Origin of the sequence: Streptomyces microflavus (assembly GCF_014650075.1) — a bacterium.
GTDB classification, from domain to species: domain Bacteria; phylum Actinomycetota; class Actinomycetes; order Streptomycetales; family Streptomycetaceae; genus Streptomyces; species Streptomyces microflavus.
On sequence record NZ_BMUG01000017.1, the window covers coordinates 135,381 to 151,262 of the forward strand.

Annotated in this window: 16 protein-coding genes; 9 read left to right on the forward strand and 7 right to left on the reverse strand. The window is 70.7% G+C overall.

Annotated features, from left to right (window positions below; all coding sequences use genetic code 11):
• Positions 1 to 84 precede the first annotated feature (84 nt).
• Positions 85 to 2,718 (forward strand): FHA domain-containing protein, encoded by a 2,634-nt coding sequence (locus tag IE264_RS35300; RefSeq protein ID WP_190167870.1) that lies wholly within the window; start codon positions 85 to 87, stop codon positions 2,716 to 2,718.
• A gap of 88 nt (positions 2,719 to 2,806) precedes the next feature.
• On the opposite strand, the gene IE264_RS35305 is transcribed toward IE264_RS35300, so the two are convergent.
• From IE264_RS35305 to IE264_RS35315, 3 genes are all read right to left on the reverse strand, one after another.
• A complete protein-coding gene (locus IE264_RS35305) occupies positions 2,807 to 3,559 on the reverse strand; it encodes a transglycosylase SLT domain-containing protein (protein ID WP_015607723.1) in 753 nt (250 codons plus the stop codon).
• Between the two features lie 278 nt (positions 3,560 to 3,837).
• Positions 3,838 to 5,058 (reverse strand): S-adenosylmethionine:tRNA ribosyltransferase-isomerase, encoded by a 1,221-nt coding sequence (locus tag IE264_RS35310; RefSeq protein WP_032756736.1) that lies wholly within the window; start codon positions 5,056 to 5,058, stop codon positions 3,838 to 3,840.
• Positions 5,055 to 5,780 carry an SDR family NAD(P)-dependent oxidoreductase gene (locus IE264_RS35315; RefSeq protein ID WP_015607721.1) on the reverse strand — a complete coding sequence of 242 codons (726 nt, stop codon included), beginning with the start codon at positions 5,778 to 5,780 and terminating at the stop codon, positions 5,055 to 5,057. Before IE264_RS35315 ends, IE264_RS35310 begins: the two co-directional genes overlap by 4 nt.
• Positions 5,781 to 6,080: 300 nt before the next feature.
• Here IE264_RS35315 and IE264_RS35320 point away from each other — a divergent pair, with 300 nt between their 5' ends.
• From IE264_RS35320 to IE264_RS35330, 3 genes are all read left to right on the forward strand, one after another.
• On the forward strand, positions 6,081 to 7,226 hold the full coding sequence (locus tag IE264_RS35320; protein ID WP_031125491.1) for a GAF domain-containing sensor histidine kinase: 1,146 nt from the start codon (positions 6,081 to 6,083) through the stop codon (positions 7,224 to 7,226).
• Entirely contained in the window at positions 7,219 to 7,863 is a 645-nt protein-coding gene (locus IE264_RS35325) for a response regulator (protein WP_031125490.1), read from the forward strand. The genes IE264_RS35320 and IE264_RS35325 overlap by 8 nt, the downstream gene beginning before the upstream one ends.
• Before the next feature lie 122 nt (positions 7,864 to 7,985).
• Complete coding sequence (locus IE264_RS35330; protein ID WP_032756741.1) at positions 7,986 to 8,237, forward strand: chaplin; 252 nt, start codon at positions 7,986 to 7,988, stop codon at positions 8,235 to 8,237.
• A 232-nt stretch (positions 8,238 to 8,469) separates the two neighbouring features.
• Here the strand turns inward: IE264_RS35330 and IE264_RS35335 are convergent, their stop codons facing one another.
• Positions 8,470 to 9,261 carry an Rv1486c family protein gene (locus tag IE264_RS35335; RefSeq protein WP_015607717.1) on the reverse strand — a complete coding sequence of 264 codons (792 nt, stop codon included), beginning with the start codon at positions 9,259 to 9,261 and terminating at the stop codon, positions 8,470 to 8,472.
• Positions 9,262 to 9,385: 124 nt separating this feature from the next.
• On the opposite strand from IE264_RS35335, the gene IE264_RS35340 reads away from it, so the two are divergent.
• From IE264_RS35340 to IE264_RS35355, 4 genes are all read left to right on the forward strand, one after another.
• A complete protein-coding gene (locus IE264_RS35340) occupies positions 9,386 to 10,183 on the forward strand; it encodes an ABC transporter ATP-binding protein (protein WP_015607716.1) in 798 nt (265 codons plus the stop codon).
• A 118-nt stretch (positions 10,184 to 10,301) separates the two neighbouring features.
• A complete protein-coding gene (locus IE264_RS35345; protein WP_018512269.1) occupies positions 10,302 to 10,733 on the forward strand; it encodes an NfeD family protein in 432 nt (143 codons plus the stop codon).
• 99 nt (positions 10,734 to 10,832) lie between these two features.
• Positions 10,833 to 11,861 carry an SPFH domain-containing protein gene (locus tag IE264_RS35350; protein ID WP_032761055.1) on the forward strand — a complete coding sequence of 343 codons (1,029 nt, stop codon included), beginning with the start codon at positions 10,833 to 10,835 and terminating at the stop codon, positions 11,859 to 11,861.
• Between the two features lie 77 nt (positions 11,862 to 11,938).
• Complete coding sequence (locus tag IE264_RS35355; protein WP_015607713.1) at positions 11,939 to 12,712, forward strand: sulfite exporter TauE/SafE family protein; 774 nt, start codon at positions 11,939 to 11,941, stop codon at positions 12,710 to 12,712.
• Between the two features lie 75 nt (positions 12,713 to 12,787).
• Here the strand turns inward: IE264_RS35355 and IE264_RS35360 are convergent, their stop codons facing one another.
• The 3 genes from IE264_RS35360 to IE264_RS35370 form a co-directional block, all read right to left on the reverse strand.
• Positions 12,788 to 13,297 (reverse strand): HNH endonuclease, encoded by a 510-nt coding sequence (locus IE264_RS35360; RefSeq protein ID WP_015607712.1) that lies wholly within the window; start codon positions 13,295 to 13,297, stop codon positions 12,788 to 12,790.
• Positions 13,298 to 13,435: 138 nt separating this feature from the next.
• Positions 13,436 to 13,972, reverse strand: coding sequence for a YbhB/YbcL family Raf kinase inhibitor-like protein (locus IE264_RS35365; RefSeq protein WP_032761056.1), 537 nt, complete (start codon positions 13,970 to 13,972; stop codon positions 13,436 to 13,438).
• 111 nt (positions 13,973 to 14,083) lie between these two features.
• Entirely contained in the window at positions 14,084 to 14,866 is a 783-nt protein-coding gene (locus tag IE264_RS35370; protein ID WP_031126388.1) for a sporulation protein, read from the reverse strand.
• An 87-nt stretch (positions 14,867 to 14,953) separates the two neighbouring features.
• On the opposite strand from IE264_RS35370, the gene IE264_RS35375 reads away from it, so the two are divergent.
• Positions 14,954 to 15,598 (forward strand): DNA-3-methyladenine glycosylase, encoded by a 645-nt coding sequence (locus IE264_RS35375; RefSeq protein WP_015607709.1) that lies wholly within the window; start codon positions 14,954 to 14,956, stop codon positions 15,596 to 15,598.
• Positions 15,599 to 15,882 lie beyond the last annotated feature (284 nt).

Here is a 15,882-nt window from a genome sequence, read left to right on the forward strand (position 1 = left end):
ATAAGGGACTGCTCCTGGAATAGTTCCCCACGATGTTCAGCATCCCTAGACTCCCTGCGACGGGGGAAAATCGGGGGACAACAAGTGGGGCGCGGAGTGCCGGAACTCGTACTGGAATTGAATGGCAGCACCTGGACGCTCGATCCGTCCAGGCCGTACACCCTGGGGCGTGACCCGCAGGGGGACCTGACGATCGACGACGCCAGAGTCTCGTGGCGGCACGCCACGATCAGCTGGAGTGGCCGGAGTTGGTTCATCGAGGACCACGGCTCCACCAACGGCACGTATGTGCAGGGGCAGCGGGTCCAGCGGGCGGAGATCGGGCCCGGCACCGGCGTACGCCTGGGCAACGCCACCGACGGCCCGCGGCTGGATCTCACCGCCGCCGCCGGCCAGGCTCCCGTGCAGCAGCAGCAGCAGCAGCAGCAACAACAACAACCGCAGCAGCAGCATGCGCAGCCGGGCGCCTCCTGGCCCGGACAGCAGGCACCCGCCCAGCACCAGCCGCCGGTGCACCACGGCCAGCACCAGGCCCCGCAGCACCAGGCCCCGCCCCAGCAGGCGTGGCAGCAGCAGGCGCCGGAGCCCCAGCAGCAGGCCCCGTACCAGCAGGTTCCCCACCAGCAGGGCCCGGCGCAGCCGCCCGCCCCGGCCCACGGCGGCGGACCGGTCCACGGCGGCGCCGCGGGGGCGCCGTCGGTCTACGGCGACCGCAGCCCGACCACGTTCCACCAGCTGGCGCTCGGCCGGGTCATGCGCATCGGCCGTGCGCTGGAGAACGAGCTGGTCGTCTCCGACCTCCAGGTCTCCCGTAACCACGCCGAGTTCCACGCGACCCCCGACGGCCGGTTCGAGATCCGGGACCTCGGCTCGCACAACGGCACGTACGTCAACGGTCTGCCGCTCCAGAAGTCCGGCTCGGCGCTCATCGGCCCGAACGACATCGTCGGCGTCGGCCACTCGACGTTCCGCCTGGTCGGCGACCGGCTCGAAGAGTTCGTCGACACCGGTCAGGTCTCCTTCTCCGCCCGCCACCTCACGGTGACGGTCGACGGCGGCAAGCAGATCCTCAAGGACGTCTCCTTCGGCGTCCCGGAGAAGTCGCTGGTCGCGGTCATCGGCCCCTCCGGCTCCGGAAAGTCCACCCTGCTCAAGGCGCTCACCGGCTACCGGCCCGCCAACGAGGGTGACGTCCTCTACGACAACCGGAACCTGTACAAGCAGTTCGCCGAGCTGCGCCAGCGCATCGGTCTCGTCCCGCAGGACGACATCCTGCACAAGGAACTGACCGTCACCAAGGCCCTCAAGTACGCGGCCAGGCTCCGCTTCCCCGCGGACACCACCGAGGCCGAGCGCCAGGCCCGGATCACCGAGGTCCTCGCCGAGCTCAAGCTCGACATCCACAAGGACAAGAAGATCACCTCGCTCTCCGGCGGCCAGCGCAAGCGCGTCTCGGTCGCCCTGGAGCTGCTGACCAAGCCGTCGCTGATCTTCCTGGACGAGCCGACCTCCGGCCTCGACCCGGGCATGGACCGTGACGTCATGCAGCTGCTGCGCGGCCTCGCCGACGACGGCCGCACCGTGCTCGTCGTCACCCACTCCGTGGCCGAGCTGGCCATCTGCGACAAGCTGCTCGTGATGGCCCCCGGCGGTGCCGTCGCCTACTTCGGCCCGCCGGAGGAGGCGCTGAACTTCTTCGGCTACGGCTCCTGGGCCGATGTCTTCTCCGCCTTCGAGAACTACCGCGACTACGACTGGGCGGGCCGCTGGCGCGGTTCGCAGCACTACCAGCTGTACGCCGCCGACATCGACGCCGTCGCCGCGCAGTCCGTCCACATGCCGCCGCCCCAGCAGATGCGGCCCCCGAAGCCGCAGAGCTGGGGTACGCAGCTGTGGACCCTGGTGCGCAGGTACACCTCCGTCATCGCCTCCGACAAGGCCTTCCTCGGCCTGATGGTGGCGCTGCCCGCGGTGATCGGTGTGCTGGCCGCGGTCATTCCGGCGGACTTCGGACTGGCCCCGCCCACCCCGCCGACCCAGTTCAACGGGAAGGCCGGAATGATCCTGCTGATCCTCGCGGTCGGCATCTGCCTGGCCGGGTCGGCCAGCTCCGTACGAGAACTGATCAAGGAACGCGTCATCTACGAACGGGAACGGGCCACCGGCCTCTCCCGCTCGGCCTATCTGGTGTCCAAGGTCATCGTGCTCGGCGTGATCACGGCCTTCCAGGGCGTCATCCTCTGCGGCATCTGCTTCGCCGCCCGTGACCTGCCGGCCGAGGGGCTCTTCATGCCTCCGGCCGTCGAGATCTGCATCTCCATCGTGGCCCTCGGGTTCACCTCGATGATGTTCGGCCTGATGATCTCCGCGCTGGTCAAGACGTCCGAGATGACCATGCCGCTGCTGGTCATGTTCGCGATCGTCCAGCTGGTCTTCACCGGAGTCCTCTTCCAGGTGTACGGGACGCCCGGCCTGGAGCAGCTCACCTGGCTGATGCCGTCCCGCTGGGGCGTGGCCGCGGCCGGCACCACGCTGGACCTGGCCAACCTGATGCCGCCGTGGGACCCGAAGAACCCGACCGACCTGGACCCGCTCTGGGAGGCCACGGCGACCCAGTGGGGGATCAACATCTTCGTGCTGCTGGTGATCGGCCTCGGCTGCGCCTTCGCGGTCGCCCGGCTGCTGCGCCGCCACGAGCCCGAGGTCATGCGCAAGTAGGGCCGTACGGAACGACGCCGGAGGTCGGCACCCCACCTGGGGTGCCGGCCTCCGGCGTGTGCGGCCTGGCTCGGCTGTGCGGCCCGGCTCAGTACGCGCTGTTGACGTTGTCCATCGAGCCGTAGCGGTCGGCCGCGTAGTTGCAGGCGGCGACGATGTTGGCGACGGGGTCGTACAGGTCCTTCTTGGTGCCCTTGACGTGGTACCGGTCGAAGGTCGGCTGGATCACCTGGAGAAGGCCCTTGGAGGGGATGCCGTTCCGGGCGTTGATGTCCCAGTTGTTGATCGCCCAGCGGTTGCCGCTGGACTCCCGGATGATGTTGCGGTGGATGCCGCTGTAGGAACCGGGGATGCCTTCCTTCTTCATGATCGACATCGCCTCGCGGATCCAGCCGTCCAGGTTGTTGGCGTAGACGGGCTTGCGCGCGGTGGAGCGGTTGGCGGCCTCGGAGCCGCGCTTCTTCGCGTCGGCCTTGGCCTTGGCGGCCTTCTCGGCCTTGTCCTTCGCGTCGGCGGCGGCCTTGGCCTTCGCCGCCTTCGCCTTGGCCTCGGCGGCGGCCTTCGCCTTCGCGGCGTCGGCGGCCTTCACCAGCTTCTCGGCGGTGGAGTGCTGCTCGATGAGGCTGTCCTGCACGGTCTTGGCCTGCGCGGAGCCTGCTGCGTTGGTGAACGCCACGGGTGCGGCAGCGCCCGCTGCCTGCGGGGCGACCTCGGCCTCGCCCTTCGACGGGACGAGCGAGAAGGTCAGGGAGGCGACGGCCAGGGCCGACACACCGGCCACGGAGATCTTCTGGACCTTGTTCAGACGACGGACACGGCTGGGAATGCGAGTCGCAGACATGTAGGGCTACCTCTTCGAATGCTCAGGTGTCCTCACGGAGGACGAGACCGGAGGCGGCGATGCGCACCTCCGTCGGGGACGAGAGCAATTCTTAGCGGCAGCAAAATCGTGTGGCAAAGGTGTGACGTACGAAGCTAGATAGTGGAACAGGGTCCCGTTCGTCCGAAATAAACCCTGCTCATGCCCACCCAAATCGTCCTTTTGGGTCCACTAGGTACGTTCGTAAGTGACGTGCGTCCTATGCCTGGGCTCACATCGGCGAGGTAACAGGCTCACCATTAGTTGCTGGAGCAATCCGGAGTGTTACGTTCCTCATCCGGCAGGATGAGGTGGACGTCCCCGAACTCGTGCCAGAGGTAGCGCCGCTCCAGCGCCGCCTCGTACCCACGGCGCAGCGCCTCCCGCCCCGCGACCGCCTCCAGCATCAGCAGGTGCGAGGCCTCCGGCTCGTGCAGCCCGGTCAGCAGCCCGTCCACCACCCGCACGCCCCGCCGCGGCGTCACCACCAGATCCGTCCAGCCCGCCGCGGGACGCACCACGCCGTCCGCGTCCGCCGCCGACTCCAGCGCCCGCACCGCCGTAGTGCCGACCGCGACCACCCGGCCGCCCGCCGCCCGTGCCGCGTTCACCAGCCACGCCGTCGTGGACGGCACCGCGAACCGCTCCGGGTACGGGGGCTCGTGCGCCTCCGCCGACGCCACCCCCGTATCCAGCGACAGCGGGGCGAACTGCACCCCGCGGCTCACCAGCTCCGCCACCAGGGCGGCCGTGAAGGGCCGGGCCGCACTCGGCATCTCCGCCGAACCGCTCCCGTCCGGCGCCCGGACCGCGAACACCGTCTGATACGCGGAGAGCGGCTGGTCCCGTTCCGTGTACGCGTACCGGATCGGCCGCCCGTACCGCCGCAACAGCTCCGGCACCCGCTCCGGCACCCGCGCCCACCACAGCCGCGCCCCCGCCGCGGGTGCGAGGGGGCTGCCTGCCGGTCCTGCCGGGCTCGCCGTCCCCGGCACCGCCCCCTGATCCGGCCCGGCCGACAAACCACCCCCCAGCGGCTCCTCCAGCACCAGCTCCCGCCCGCCCGGCAGCCGCACCACGCAACCGGCCGGCCCGCCCGGACGCGGCACGCCGGCCCCCGAAGCACCGGGCGCCCGCAGCTCCACCGCCCACCGCCCGTCCTCACCCCGCGTCGAGAAGTGCACGACGACCCGCTCGCCGCCCACCCGCCCGTTCACCGCCGCCGGCAGCGTCGCCGACGTGTTCACCACCAGCACGTCCCCGGCCCGCAGCTGCCCGGTCAGCTCCCGGAAGGCGTGGTGCGAGACGGCCGCCCCCCGGGTCACCAGCAGCCGTACGTCGTCCCGCCCCGCCCCCCGCTGCTCGGCCGGCACCCGGGCCGAGAGCTCCGCGGGCACCCGCAACCCCTCCAGGAGCGAATCCCCGGCCCCGGCCGAAGGGGCGCCACCCCCGTCCCCCCTCGCCGCCCCCACCGCTCTCATCGCGCACCCCCGTCCGCCGCCACCGGCCCCTCCAGCAGCGCCGGAGCGGCGAACCGCCCGCTGACCGGCCGCTCCCGCACCAGCCGCAGGAACGCGGGCACCACGCTCGCGGGCGAGGGCCGCGTCTCCCCGCCGTCATTGGGCACCGCGGCCTCGTACAGGTCCGTGTCCATGTCCCCCGGATCGACCGCCCACACCCGCAGCCCGGGCTCCTCCACACCCAGCACCGCCGCCAGCTGGTCCAGCGCCGCCTTCGACGCCCCGTAACCGCCCCACGTCCCGTACGGCTCCGCCGCCGCGTCCGAGCTGACCGTCACCACCGCCCCCGCAGCCGACGCCCGCAGCAGCGGCAACGCCTCCTGTACGAGGCCGAGCGCGGCCACCACATTGGTCTCCAGCGCCTGCCGCAACCCCTCCAGCGGCTGCGCCTCCAGCCGGACCAGCGGCTCGGCGCCCAGCACGCTCGCATTGCTCACCAGCAGATCGAGCCCGCCCAGCTCCCCGGCGGCCGCGACCAGCTCCGCCCGGTGCGCCGCGTCCGTGACATCCCCCGGCACGGCCACCACCCGCGTCCCGTACCGCTCCCGCACCTCCTTCACCGTCGCCTCCAGCACCCCGGAGGTCCGGGCGTCCAGCACCAGATCCCACCCCTGCCGGGCCAGGGCCTCGGCCAGAGCGCGCCCCAGCCCCTTCGAACCACCCGTGATCAACGCGACCGGCATCGTGACCGTCTCCTCGCACCATCGGCGCCCACCGGATCCCGGCGACGCGGAACATCGGCGCCCACCGGGCGAACCCGGCGACGCGGAACCGGGGCGGCCCCGGCGACTCCAACGTAGGAAGCCGCCCTCGCCCCGCGCCTCGCCCAGGAGCCGCACCCGCACCCGGCACTTCGTCCTAGGACCGGGGCGGTCCTAGGACCTGCGACCGGCCAGGGGCCGCGACCGGCCTAGGTCCACGGCCCGCCGGCCGCCGTCCTCGGCCCGATACGGCCGCCGCACCCCCGCCGGTACGGTGATCCCATGAGTCATCGCCCACCGTCGGCTCTCGCCGCGGTGAGTGCCGCGCTGCTCGCCATGAGCCGGCACCTCGAAGTAGGAGACGTCCTCAAGACGATCGTCGCCTCCGCCCGTGAACTGCTCGACGCCCAGTACGCGGCCCTCGGCGTCCCGGACGACCACGGCGGCTTCGCCCAGTTCGTGGTCGACGGCGTCAGCGACGAACAGTGGAAGGCGATCGGCCCGCTGCCCCGCCAGCACGGCATCCTCGCCGCGATGCTGCACCAGGCGAAGCCCGAGCGGCTCGCCGACGTCCGCAAGGACCCCCGCTTCGGGGGGTGGCCCGACGCCCACCCCGACATGTCCGACTTCCTCGGCCTGCCCATCACGGACGGCGACGAGATCATCGGCGCCCTCTTCCTCGCCAACAAGCAGTGCCCCAAGCCCGACGGCGGCTGCGGCTTCACCGCGGAGGACGAGGAACTGCTCTCGATCCTCGCCCAGCACGCCGCGATCGCCCTCACCAACGCCCGGCTCTACGAGCGCAGCCGCGAGCTGACCATCGCCGAGGAACGCTCCCGCCTCGCCCACGAGCTGCACGACGCGGTCAGCCAGAAGCTCTTCTCCCTCCGGCTCACCGCCCAGGCCGCCGCCGCCCTCGTCGACCGCGACCCGGCCCGCGCCAAGGGGGAGCTCCAGCAGGTCGCCGCCCTAGCCGCCGAAGCGGTCGACGAGCTGCGGGCGGCCGTCGTGGAGCTGCGCCCGGCCGCCCTCGATGAGGACGGCCTGATCGCCACCCTCCGTACCCAGATCCAGGTCCTGGACCGGGCCCACGCGGCCGCGGTCACCTTCGCGAGCAGCGGGGTACGCGCCCTGCCCGCCGCCCAGGAGGAGGCGCTGCTCCGGGTCGCCCAGGAGGCCCTGCACAACGCCCTGCGCCACTCCGGCGCTGAGCGCGTGGACGTCACCCTGACCCGCCGCGCGGCCGCGACCGTCCTGCGCATCACCGACGACGGCACCGGGTTCGACCCCACCGCCGTCCGGCGCGCGGGCCGCCACCTGGGGCTCGTCTCCATGCGCCACCGGGCCAAGAGCGTCGGCGGCCGACTCACCGTTGTTTCGGAGCCCGGAAAGGGCGCCACGATCGAGATGGAGGTCCCCGGTGGCTGACAAGATCATCAGGGTGCTGCTGGTCGACGACCACCAGGTGGTCCGCCGCGGACTGCGCACCTTCCTGGAGATCCAGGACGACATAGAAGTGGTCGGCGAGGCCTCCGACGGCGCGGAGGGCGTGGCCCGTACCGAGGAGCTCCGGCCCGACGTCGTCCTCATGGACATCAAGATGCCCGGCACCGACGGCATCGAGGCGCTGCGCAGGCTCAGCCAGCTGGACAACCCGGCCAAGGTCCTCATCGTCACCAGCTTCACCGAACAGCGCACGGTGGTCCCCGCCCTGCGCGCCGGAGCCTCCGGTTACGTCTACAAGGACGTCGACCCGGACGCCCTGGCCGGCGCCATCCGCTCGGTCCACGCCGGACACGTCCTGCTCCAGCCGGAGGTCGCCGGGGCGCTCCTCGCCCAGGACGACGCGGGCAGCGGTACGGGCCGGGGGAGCACCCTGACCGAACGCGAGCGCGAGGTGCTCGGCCTCATCGCCGACGGCCGGTCCAACCGGGAGATCGCCCGCGCCCTCGTCCTCTCCGAGAAGACGGTCAAGACCCATGTGTCGAACATCCTGATGAAGCTCGATCTGGCGGACCGCACCCAGGCCGCGCTGTGGGCGGTACGGAACGGGGCCGCGGGCTGACCCGGGCTGAGATTCATACTGTCGGGTGTATGTCACCCGAACGGCGCATCCTTCCGGGCCGTACGGCGTTCTCCAGGACATGCTGCGGCGGCTTGCCGCAGCCTCTCTAGGAGGAACCTGAAGTGAAGAACCTGAAGAAGGCCGCCGCCGTCACCATGATCGCCGGCGGGATCATCGCCGCCGGTGCCGGCGCGGCCTCCGCGACCGGCCACAGCGGCGCCGACGCCCACGGCGTGGCCACCCACTCCCCGGGCGTCGCCAGCGGCAACCTGGTCCAGGTCCCGGTCCACGTCCCGGTGAACGCGGTCGGCAACACGGTCAACGTGATCGGCCTGCTCAACCCGGCCTTCGGGAACCTCGGCCTGAACCACTGACACCAGGCCCCAAAGCCGGACGGCCCCACGTTCCCCGGGCCCGTCCGGCTTTTCCCGTACCCAGCCCACACCCGGACTCACCCTCTCCCAGCCCGCCCGCCCGCCCACCCCCAGCCCGTCCGGCGTTTGAGGACGGACCCCTCGCGAAGGGGCCCTCGCACCGGAACAGGCCCCCGGCCCAGGGGCACCCCACCTCAGCCCGTCCGGCGCCTGAGGACAAAGGCCCGCGGGCCTACCGCCGAACCTCCCCGCCCTCCACATACGCGTTGTAGGCCGCCACCTGAGCCCGCCGAGCCACCCGCTCCACCGGCCGCAACGCGGCCCCCCGCGCCGCGATCTCCGACGCGCTCACCGCACCCCCGTGCCCGGATCCGTACGCCACCGAGACCAGCAGCCCCACCCGCTGCGCCAGCTCCAGCACCCGCACCGCCCGCGGCGGATACCCGGGCGCCAGCACCTCGCGCCCGCTGCCCCCCTCCGCCCGCGCCCGGTACGCGTCCACCGCCGCCTCCGCCACCGGACCGGAACCGGCCACGTCCAGCCGGGACAGCACCGCCGTCGCATCCCGCAACGCCTCCGCCAGCTCCCGCTCCGCCTCGCTCAGCGACGGCACGTCCGCCGGCGGCGCCTCCCGCACCGGCAGCACCCGCCACACCACCTCGACGTGCAGATCCCCCTCAGGACCGACTTCGCTCACCTCCGGGACCAGCCCGTACGGCACCCCCGATGCCACCACCGCCTCCTCGGCCTCCAGCGCCCGCGCGTTGAAGTCGGGCGGACCGCTCAGCCCCAGCGGATGCCCCGGCACCGGCAGCGCGACCCGGAAACCGGTCGCCCCCAGCCCCCGCAGCCGACCGAGCGCCAGCGTGAGCCCGACCGGCCCCGCCTCACCCGGCAGCCCCTCGACGCGGTGCAGCGCATCCTCCCCGACAATCGCGAGAGCCGCGTCGTCCGGCGAGACAAGTCCCGCCAGAAGCGCGTTCCCCCAGGCGGCCAACAACCCTGAACGTGGTTCCACAAGCATGGAGACAGCCTAGGGAACGGACCTCACGGCCGGAGCACTCGCACGGTGGCGTAGGTTTTCCCTGGGACTGTGCCCACAGGCACGCGACGATCTCGACGAGACTGCATGGGGAGACAACGCGCTCATGAGCGATGTACTGGAGCTGGTGGACGTATCCGTGGTCCGCGACGGACGCGCTCTGGTGGACGACGTCTCCTGGTCGGTCAAGGAGGGGGAGCGCTGGGTCATCCTGGGCCCCAACGGCGCCGGCAAGACGACGCTCCTCAACCTCGCGTCCAGCTACCTCTTCCCGAGCAGGGGAACGGCCACCATCCTCGGCGAGCAGCTGGGCGGCGTCGGCACCGACGTCTTCGAGCTCCGCCCCCGGATCGGCATGGCGGGCGTGGCGATGGCCGACAAGCTGCCCAAGCGGCAGACCGTCCTGCAGACGGTGCTGACGGCCGCGTACGGCATGACCGCCACCTGGCACGAGAACTACGAGGCCGTCGACGAGGAGCGCGCCCGCGCCTTCCTGGACCGCCTCGGCATGACCGAGTACCTGGACCGCAAGTTCGGCACGCTCTCCGAAGGAGAGCGCAAGCGCACCCTGATCGCCCGCGCGATGATGACCGACCCCGAACTGCTGCTCCTCGACGAGCCCGCGGCCGGGCTCGACCTCGGCGGCCGCGAGGACCTGGTCCGCCGCCTGGGCCGGCTCGCCCGCGACCCGTACGCCCCCTCCATGATCATGGTCACCCACCATGTCGAGGAGATCGCGCCCGGCTTCACCCACGTCCTGATGATCCGGCAGGGCAAGATCCTCGCGGCCGGCCCCATGGAGACCGAGCTCAGCTCCCGTAACCTCTCGCTCTGCTTCGGCCTGCCGCTGATCGTCGAGCACACCGGCGACCGCTACACCGCCCACGGCCTGCCGCTCTCCTGACCGGACGCCCGCCCGCACCCGCCCCGGCGGCCGGTTTGGCGCAATCCGCCGGGTAATCAGCGCAGTTGACCACCCCTGCGCCCTGTCGGTGACGCACCGACAGTCCTACGATGACCATGTGGACATCGACGCATGGGTGTGGTGGCTGATCGTCGCGGCGGGGCTGGGCATTCCCCTCGTCCTGACCGCGATGCCCGAGTTGGGAATGTTCGCCGTCGGGGCGCTGGCCGCATCGGTCGTCGCCGCGCTCGGCGGCGGCATCGTGGCCCAGGTGCTGGTCTTCGTCGGGGTGTCGGTGGCGTTGCTCGTCGTCGTCCGCCCGATCGCCGCCAGACACCGGGCCGGACAGACCGGGCACGCCAGCGGTATCGACGCCCTGAAGGGCCGTCAGGCGGTCGTCCTGGAACGGGTGAGCGCCGACGGCGGCGGCCGCATCAAGCTCGCCGGCGAGGTCTGGTCGGCGCGCTCGCTGGACGAGGACCAGGTCTTCGAGCCCGGCCGGCAGGTCGATGTCGTGGACATCGACGGAGCGACGGCCGTCGTCATGTGAGCGAACCGTGCACGAGGCGGGTCCAGTTCTGCGAGACTCGAAGTCGATCATGTCGATCATCATGAGATTTGTCGGCAACCGAAGGGCACGAGAGACACGATGCAACCGATCATCATCGTCCTGATCATTCTGGTGGTGCTCGTCTTCATCGCCCTGATCAAGACGATCCAGGTCATCCCGCAGGCCAGCGCCGCCATCGTGGAGCGCTTCGGCCGCTACACGCGCACCCTGAACGCGGGCCTGAACATCGTCGTCCCGTTCATCGACTCGATCCGCAACCGGATCGACCTCCGCGAACAGGTCGTGCCCTTCCCCCCGCAGCCGGTGATCACCCAGGACAACCTGGTCGTCAACATCGACACCGTCATCTACTACCAGGTGACCGACGCCCGGGCCGCGACCTACGAGGTCGCCAGCTACATCCAGGCGATCGAGCAGCTCACCGTCACCACCCTCCGCAACATCATCGGTGGCATGGACCTGGAGCGCACCCTCACCTCCCGCGAGGAGATCAACGCGGCCCTGCGCGGTGTCCTCGACGAGGCGACCGGCAAGTGGGGCATCCGCGTCAACCGTGTCGAGCTCAAGGCGATCGAACCGCCCACCTCCATCCAGGACTCGATGGAGAAGCAGATGCGCGCCGACCGCGACAAGCGCGCCGCGATCCTCACCGCCGAGGGCATCCGGCAGTCCCAGATCCTCACCGCCGAAGGTGAGAAGCAGTCCGCGATCCTGCGCGCCGAGGGCGAGTCGAAGGCGGCGGCCCTCAGGGCCGAGGGTGAGGCCCAGGCCGTCCGCACGGTATTCGAGGCCATCCACGCCGGAGACCCGGACCAGAAGCTGCTCTCGTACCAGTACCTCCAGATGCTCCCGAAGATCGCCGAGGGCGACGCCAACAAGCTCTGGATCGTGCCCAGCGAGATCGGCGACGCCCTCAAGGGCCTCAGCGGAGCCTTCGGCAACCTCGGCGGCGGAGCGCCCGGCTTCAACACCGGCGGCAACGGCGGTAACGGAGGTAACGGAGGCAACGCTGGAAATGGGGGCAACGGCGGCAACGAAGGCGGTCCCGGCGTGGTCAACCCCCGTGGCGCCGCCGTCGAACGCCGCGAAGAACCCCCGGTCCACTGACCCCCACCCCCTTCGTGCATGATCAGTGAGGCCCCTCGACCTTCATGGCGGGGAGGCATCACTGACCATCGAAGGAGATGGCCTTGTCCATCTGGGAAATACTCGCCGTCTTCGCGGCGGGAGTCGGTGCGGGCACGATCAACACGATCGTCGGCTCGGGCACCCTGATCACCTTCCCCGTCCTGCTCGCCACCGGCCTCCCGCCGGTCACCGCCACGGTTTCCAACGCGCTCGGCCTCATCCCCGGCTCCATCAGCGGAGCCATCGGCTACCGCAAGGAGCTCGCCGGCCAACGCCGCCGCATCCTCAGACTGAGCGTCGGAGCGGCCATCGGCGGCCTCACCGGAGCCACCCTCCTGCTCGCCCTGCCCTCCACGGCGTTCGAGACGATCGTCCCGGTCCTGGTCGCCCTGGCCCTCGTCCTGGTGATCCTGCAACCACGCATCAGCAAAGCCGTCCAGCGCCGCCGCGAGCGCACCGGCACCCCGGCCCGCCCCGACGGCGGCCCGCTCCTGTTCACCGGCCTGACGCTCGCCAGCATCTACGGGGGCTACTTCACCGCCGCCCAGGGGATCATCTACCTCTCCCTGATGGGCATGCTGGTCGACGACACGATCCAGCGCCTCAACGCGGTGAAGAACGTCCTGGCCGCCGTGGTCAACAGCATCGCCGCGCTGTTCTTCCTCTTCGTCGCGGACTTCGACTGGACGGCGGTCGTCCTGATCGCGGTCGGCTCGGCCATCGGCGGCCAGATAGGAGCCAAGGTCGGCCGTCGCCTCAGCCCCACCCTCCTGCGCGCCCTGATCGTCGTCGTCGGCACTGCGGCCATCGTCCAACTGCTGCTCCGCTGACACACGTGGGCCCGCCCCCTCGGAGGGACGGGCCCACGGATACAGCACGAGGCGTACGACGACTACGCCACCGTTCTACGCCGCAGCGGCCCGGTCCAGCCACTCCGGCAGCGCCGACCGGTCACCGGCCCCCATCGCCAGCAGCATCGCCTCGGCGGGGGAGGGCACGAACGGCTGCTTCAGCAACGGCATCCCCGCCTGCTCCGGCGTCCGGGCCGCCTTGCGGTGGTTGTCCTCGGCACAGGAGGCCACCGTGTTCAGCCAGGTGTCCTGACCCCCCTGGGCCCGAGGCACCACGTGGTCGACGGTGGACGCCCGCCGCCCGCAGTACGCACACCGGTGCTGGTCCCGGATCAGCACGCCCCTTCTGGACCACGGCGCCTGTCTTCGGAACGGCACCCGTACGTACCGGCAGAGCCTGATGACCCGGGGCACCGGAATGTCCACGGCGGCACCGCGCATACGGAGCTCGGGATGCGACTGCTCGACGACGGCCTTGTCCGTCAGGATCAGGACCACCGCACGGTTGAGCGTCACTGTCGACAGCGGCTCGAAGCTCGCGTTGAGAACCAGCGTGTCACGCATCCTGCCCACCTCCCGTGTGCCGCCCGCCCCCTGGCAGGCCCGGATCAACTCTGGCTGGGCAGGCCGCGATGGACAACGCAATAAAAAATGCCCTGCTCTGATCTCTCCAAGACCAGAGCAGGGCAAACAACAGGCGAACTAATCGGCGGCGGGAGCCTCGTACTCACCGATCAGCTGAGCCCGTCCCAGCGTGTGGAACCGGAGGTTGAACCCGACCACCGCGGGCGAGGAGTCGCTGTCGATCCCGAGCTTCTCGGTGTCCACCGCGTACACGGTGAACACATAGCGGTGGTTCTCCCCGGCGGGCGGCGCGGCCCCGCCGAACTCCTTCGACCCGTAGTCGTTACGGGCCTGGACGGCCCCGGCGGGCAGCCCCTCGAACGCACCGCTGCCCGCGCCGGCCGGCAGCTCGGTCACGGAGACCGGGATGTCGAAGACCACCCAGTGCCAGAACCCGCTCCCCGTCGGGGCGTCCGGGTCGAAGCACGTCACGGCGAAGCTCTTGGCCTCCGCCGGGAAACCCTCCCACCGCAGGTGCGGCGAAGTGTTCCCGGACGCAAGCACCTGGGCCTCACCCAGCACGGCACCCGGCGCGAGATCCTTGCTCGTCACGGTGAACGCCTGGACCTCCGGATGGAAGTCGTGCGGCAGCGGGGCCCTCTTCGGCTCGGTCACGTCTCGTTACCTCTCCTGATCGGTGCTGGTCTGCTGCGAGCGGCACACCGGCCACCCGCCGACAGGTCCCGGGCGGGTTCACCCCGCCCGACCCCATCCGACCTTAGGGCTCTAGAGCCAGTTGCGCTGTCCGCCGACCTGGGCCAGCCACTGGTTGAGATAGGCCGCCCAGTCGGTCTGGTGGAAGTCCTCAAGGCCGACCTTGAACGCGCGGTACGAGTCACTGCCCTCGCTGAACAGCCCCGGCTTCTTGTCCATCTCCAGGATCACGTCCATCTCACGGTCGTCCGCGACGAACGTCAGCTCGACCTGGTGAAGCCCGCGGTACTGCTGCGGCGGTACGAACTCGATCTCCTGGTAGAAGGGCAGCCGCTGACGCGAGCCGCGAATGTGACCGCGCTCCATGTCCGCACTGCGGAAGCGGAAGCCCAGTTGCCCGAAGGCGTCCAGGATGGCCTGCTGGGCCGGCAGCGGGTGCACATTGATCGGGTCCAGGTCACCGGAGTCCAGCGCGCGGGCGATCTCCAGCTCGGTGGTCACCCCGATGTCCATCCCGCGCAGGTGCTGGCCGGCGAACATCGTGACCGGCGTCTCCCAGGGGATCTCCAGCCCGAACGGCACCACGTGCACCGCCCCCGCCTGCACCTCGAAGGCACCGCCGAGCCGCACCTTGGCGAACTCGATGTTCTGCTTGGTCTCCTGGTCACCGCTCTCGACCTCGACCCGTGCCTGCAGACCGACGGAGAGCCCCTCGATCTGCTGGGCCACCGATCCGCCCTGGATCCGCACCTCGCCCTGGACGACCCCACCGGGGACGACGTTCACCTCGGTGAGCTCGGTCTCCACCGAGGCACCACCGGCACCCATGCTCGCGAGCAGCCGCTTGAAGCCCATGTTCACTCCTTCTTGGTCCTGACCCCTAGATACGCGCCATGACCGTAGCCGGTTCCCGCGCTCGCCCTCCCAGTACCCTCGGACGTCATGACCAAGGGCTCCGACCGCACACCGCTCACCCGTGACTTCTTCGACCGCTCCGTCCTGGACGTCGCCCCCGACCTCCTGGGCCGCACGCTCGTCCGCCACAGCGACGAGGGCACGATCGAGGTACGTCTCACCGAGGTGGAGGCGTACGCCGGCGAGGTCGACCCCGGCTCGCACGCATTCCGGGGCCGCACGGCCCGCAACAGCGTGATGTTCGGCCCGCCCGGTCATACGTACGTCTACTTCACCTACGGGATGTGGCACTGCCTCAACCTGGTGTGCGGCCCGGAGGACCATGCGAGCGGAGTGCTGCTCCGGGCCGGCGAGATCAATGTGGGCGCGGGCCTGGCCCGCGTACGACGGGTCTCGGCCCGCAATGACAAGGAACTGGCCAAAGGCCCGGCCCGCCTCGCCACCGCCCTCGACGTGGACCGCACGCTGAACGGCAGCGACCTCTTCGCCGGCCCCACGCCCGCACTGTCCGTGCTCCACGGCACCCCGCCCCCGCGTGACCAGGTACGCAGCGGCCCCCGCACGGGAGTCGGCGGTGACGGGGCACACCAGCCGTGGCGCTTCTGGATCGAGAACGACCCCACGGTGAGCCCGTACCGCGCCCATGCTCCCCGCCGTCGCCGGGCGAGGTGACGGGCCATGAGCGACTTGACGGGCCCTGGGCGGACGCCTAATGTAGTCCGAGCCACTTGACACGGGTACAGCTGTCGGCACGGTCCATCGGATCGGACCGAGCAACCCGAAGAGGCCAAACCACTACCTACGACTCACCCTGGCGGGTGCGAATTCGGCATGCCCGTAATTCGCTCGACAGGCTCGATTATGAGCTGCCAAGGGAATGGGCTAACGTAGTGAACACGCCGAAAGGCAAGGCCACTCCACAGGCCACCGGAAATCGAATTCGGACCGGAAACGGA

Excerpts from the sequence above, each read along its gene's own strand:
- IE264_RS35315 (WP_015607721.1), bottom strand. The coding sequence starts at position 5,780 with ATGCCGGTCGCGTTGATCACGGGTGGTTCGAAGGGGCTGGGGCGCGCT.
- IE264_RS35310 (WP_032756736.1), bottom strand. The coding sequence starts at position 5,058 with ATGAGAGCGGTGGGGGCGGCGAGGGGGGACGGGGGTGGCGCCCCTTCG.
- IE264_RS35350 (WP_032761055.1), top strand. The coding sequence starts at position 10,833 with ATGCAACCGATCATCATCGTCCTGATCATTCTGGTGGTGCTCGTCTTC.
- IE264_RS35355 (WP_015607713.1), top strand. The coding sequence starts at position 11,939 with ATGGCCTTGTCCATCTGGGAAATACTCGCCGTCTTCGCGGCGGGAGTC.
- IE264_RS35320 (WP_031125491.1), top strand. The coding sequence starts at position 6,081 with ATGAGTCATCGCCCACCGTCGGCTCTCGCCGCGGTGAGTGCCGCGCTG.
- IE264_RS35335 (WP_015607717.1), bottom strand. The coding sequence starts at position 9,261 with ATGCTTGTGGAACCACGTTCAGGGTTGTTGGCCGCCTGGGGGAACGCG.
- IE264_RS35360 (WP_015607712.1), bottom strand. The coding sequence starts at position 13,297 with ATGCGTGACACGCTGGTTCTCAACGCGAGCTTCGAGCCGCTGTCGACA.
- IE264_RS35370 (WP_031126388.1), bottom strand. The coding sequence starts at position 14,866 with ATGGGCTTCAAGCGGCTGCTCGCGAGCATGGGTGCCGGTGGTGCCTCG.
- IE264_RS35340 (WP_015607716.1), top strand. The coding sequence starts at position 9,386 with ATGAGCGATGTACTGGAGCTGGTGGACGTATCCGTGGTCCGCGACGGA.
- IE264_RS35375 (WP_015607709.1), top strand. The coding sequence starts at position 14,954 with ATGACCAAGGGCTCCGACCGCACACCGCTCACCCGTGACTTCTTCGAC.
- IE264_RS35305 (WP_015607723.1), bottom strand. The coding sequence starts at position 3,559 with ATGTCTGCGACTCGCATTCCCAGCCGTGTCCGTCGTCTGAACAAGGTC.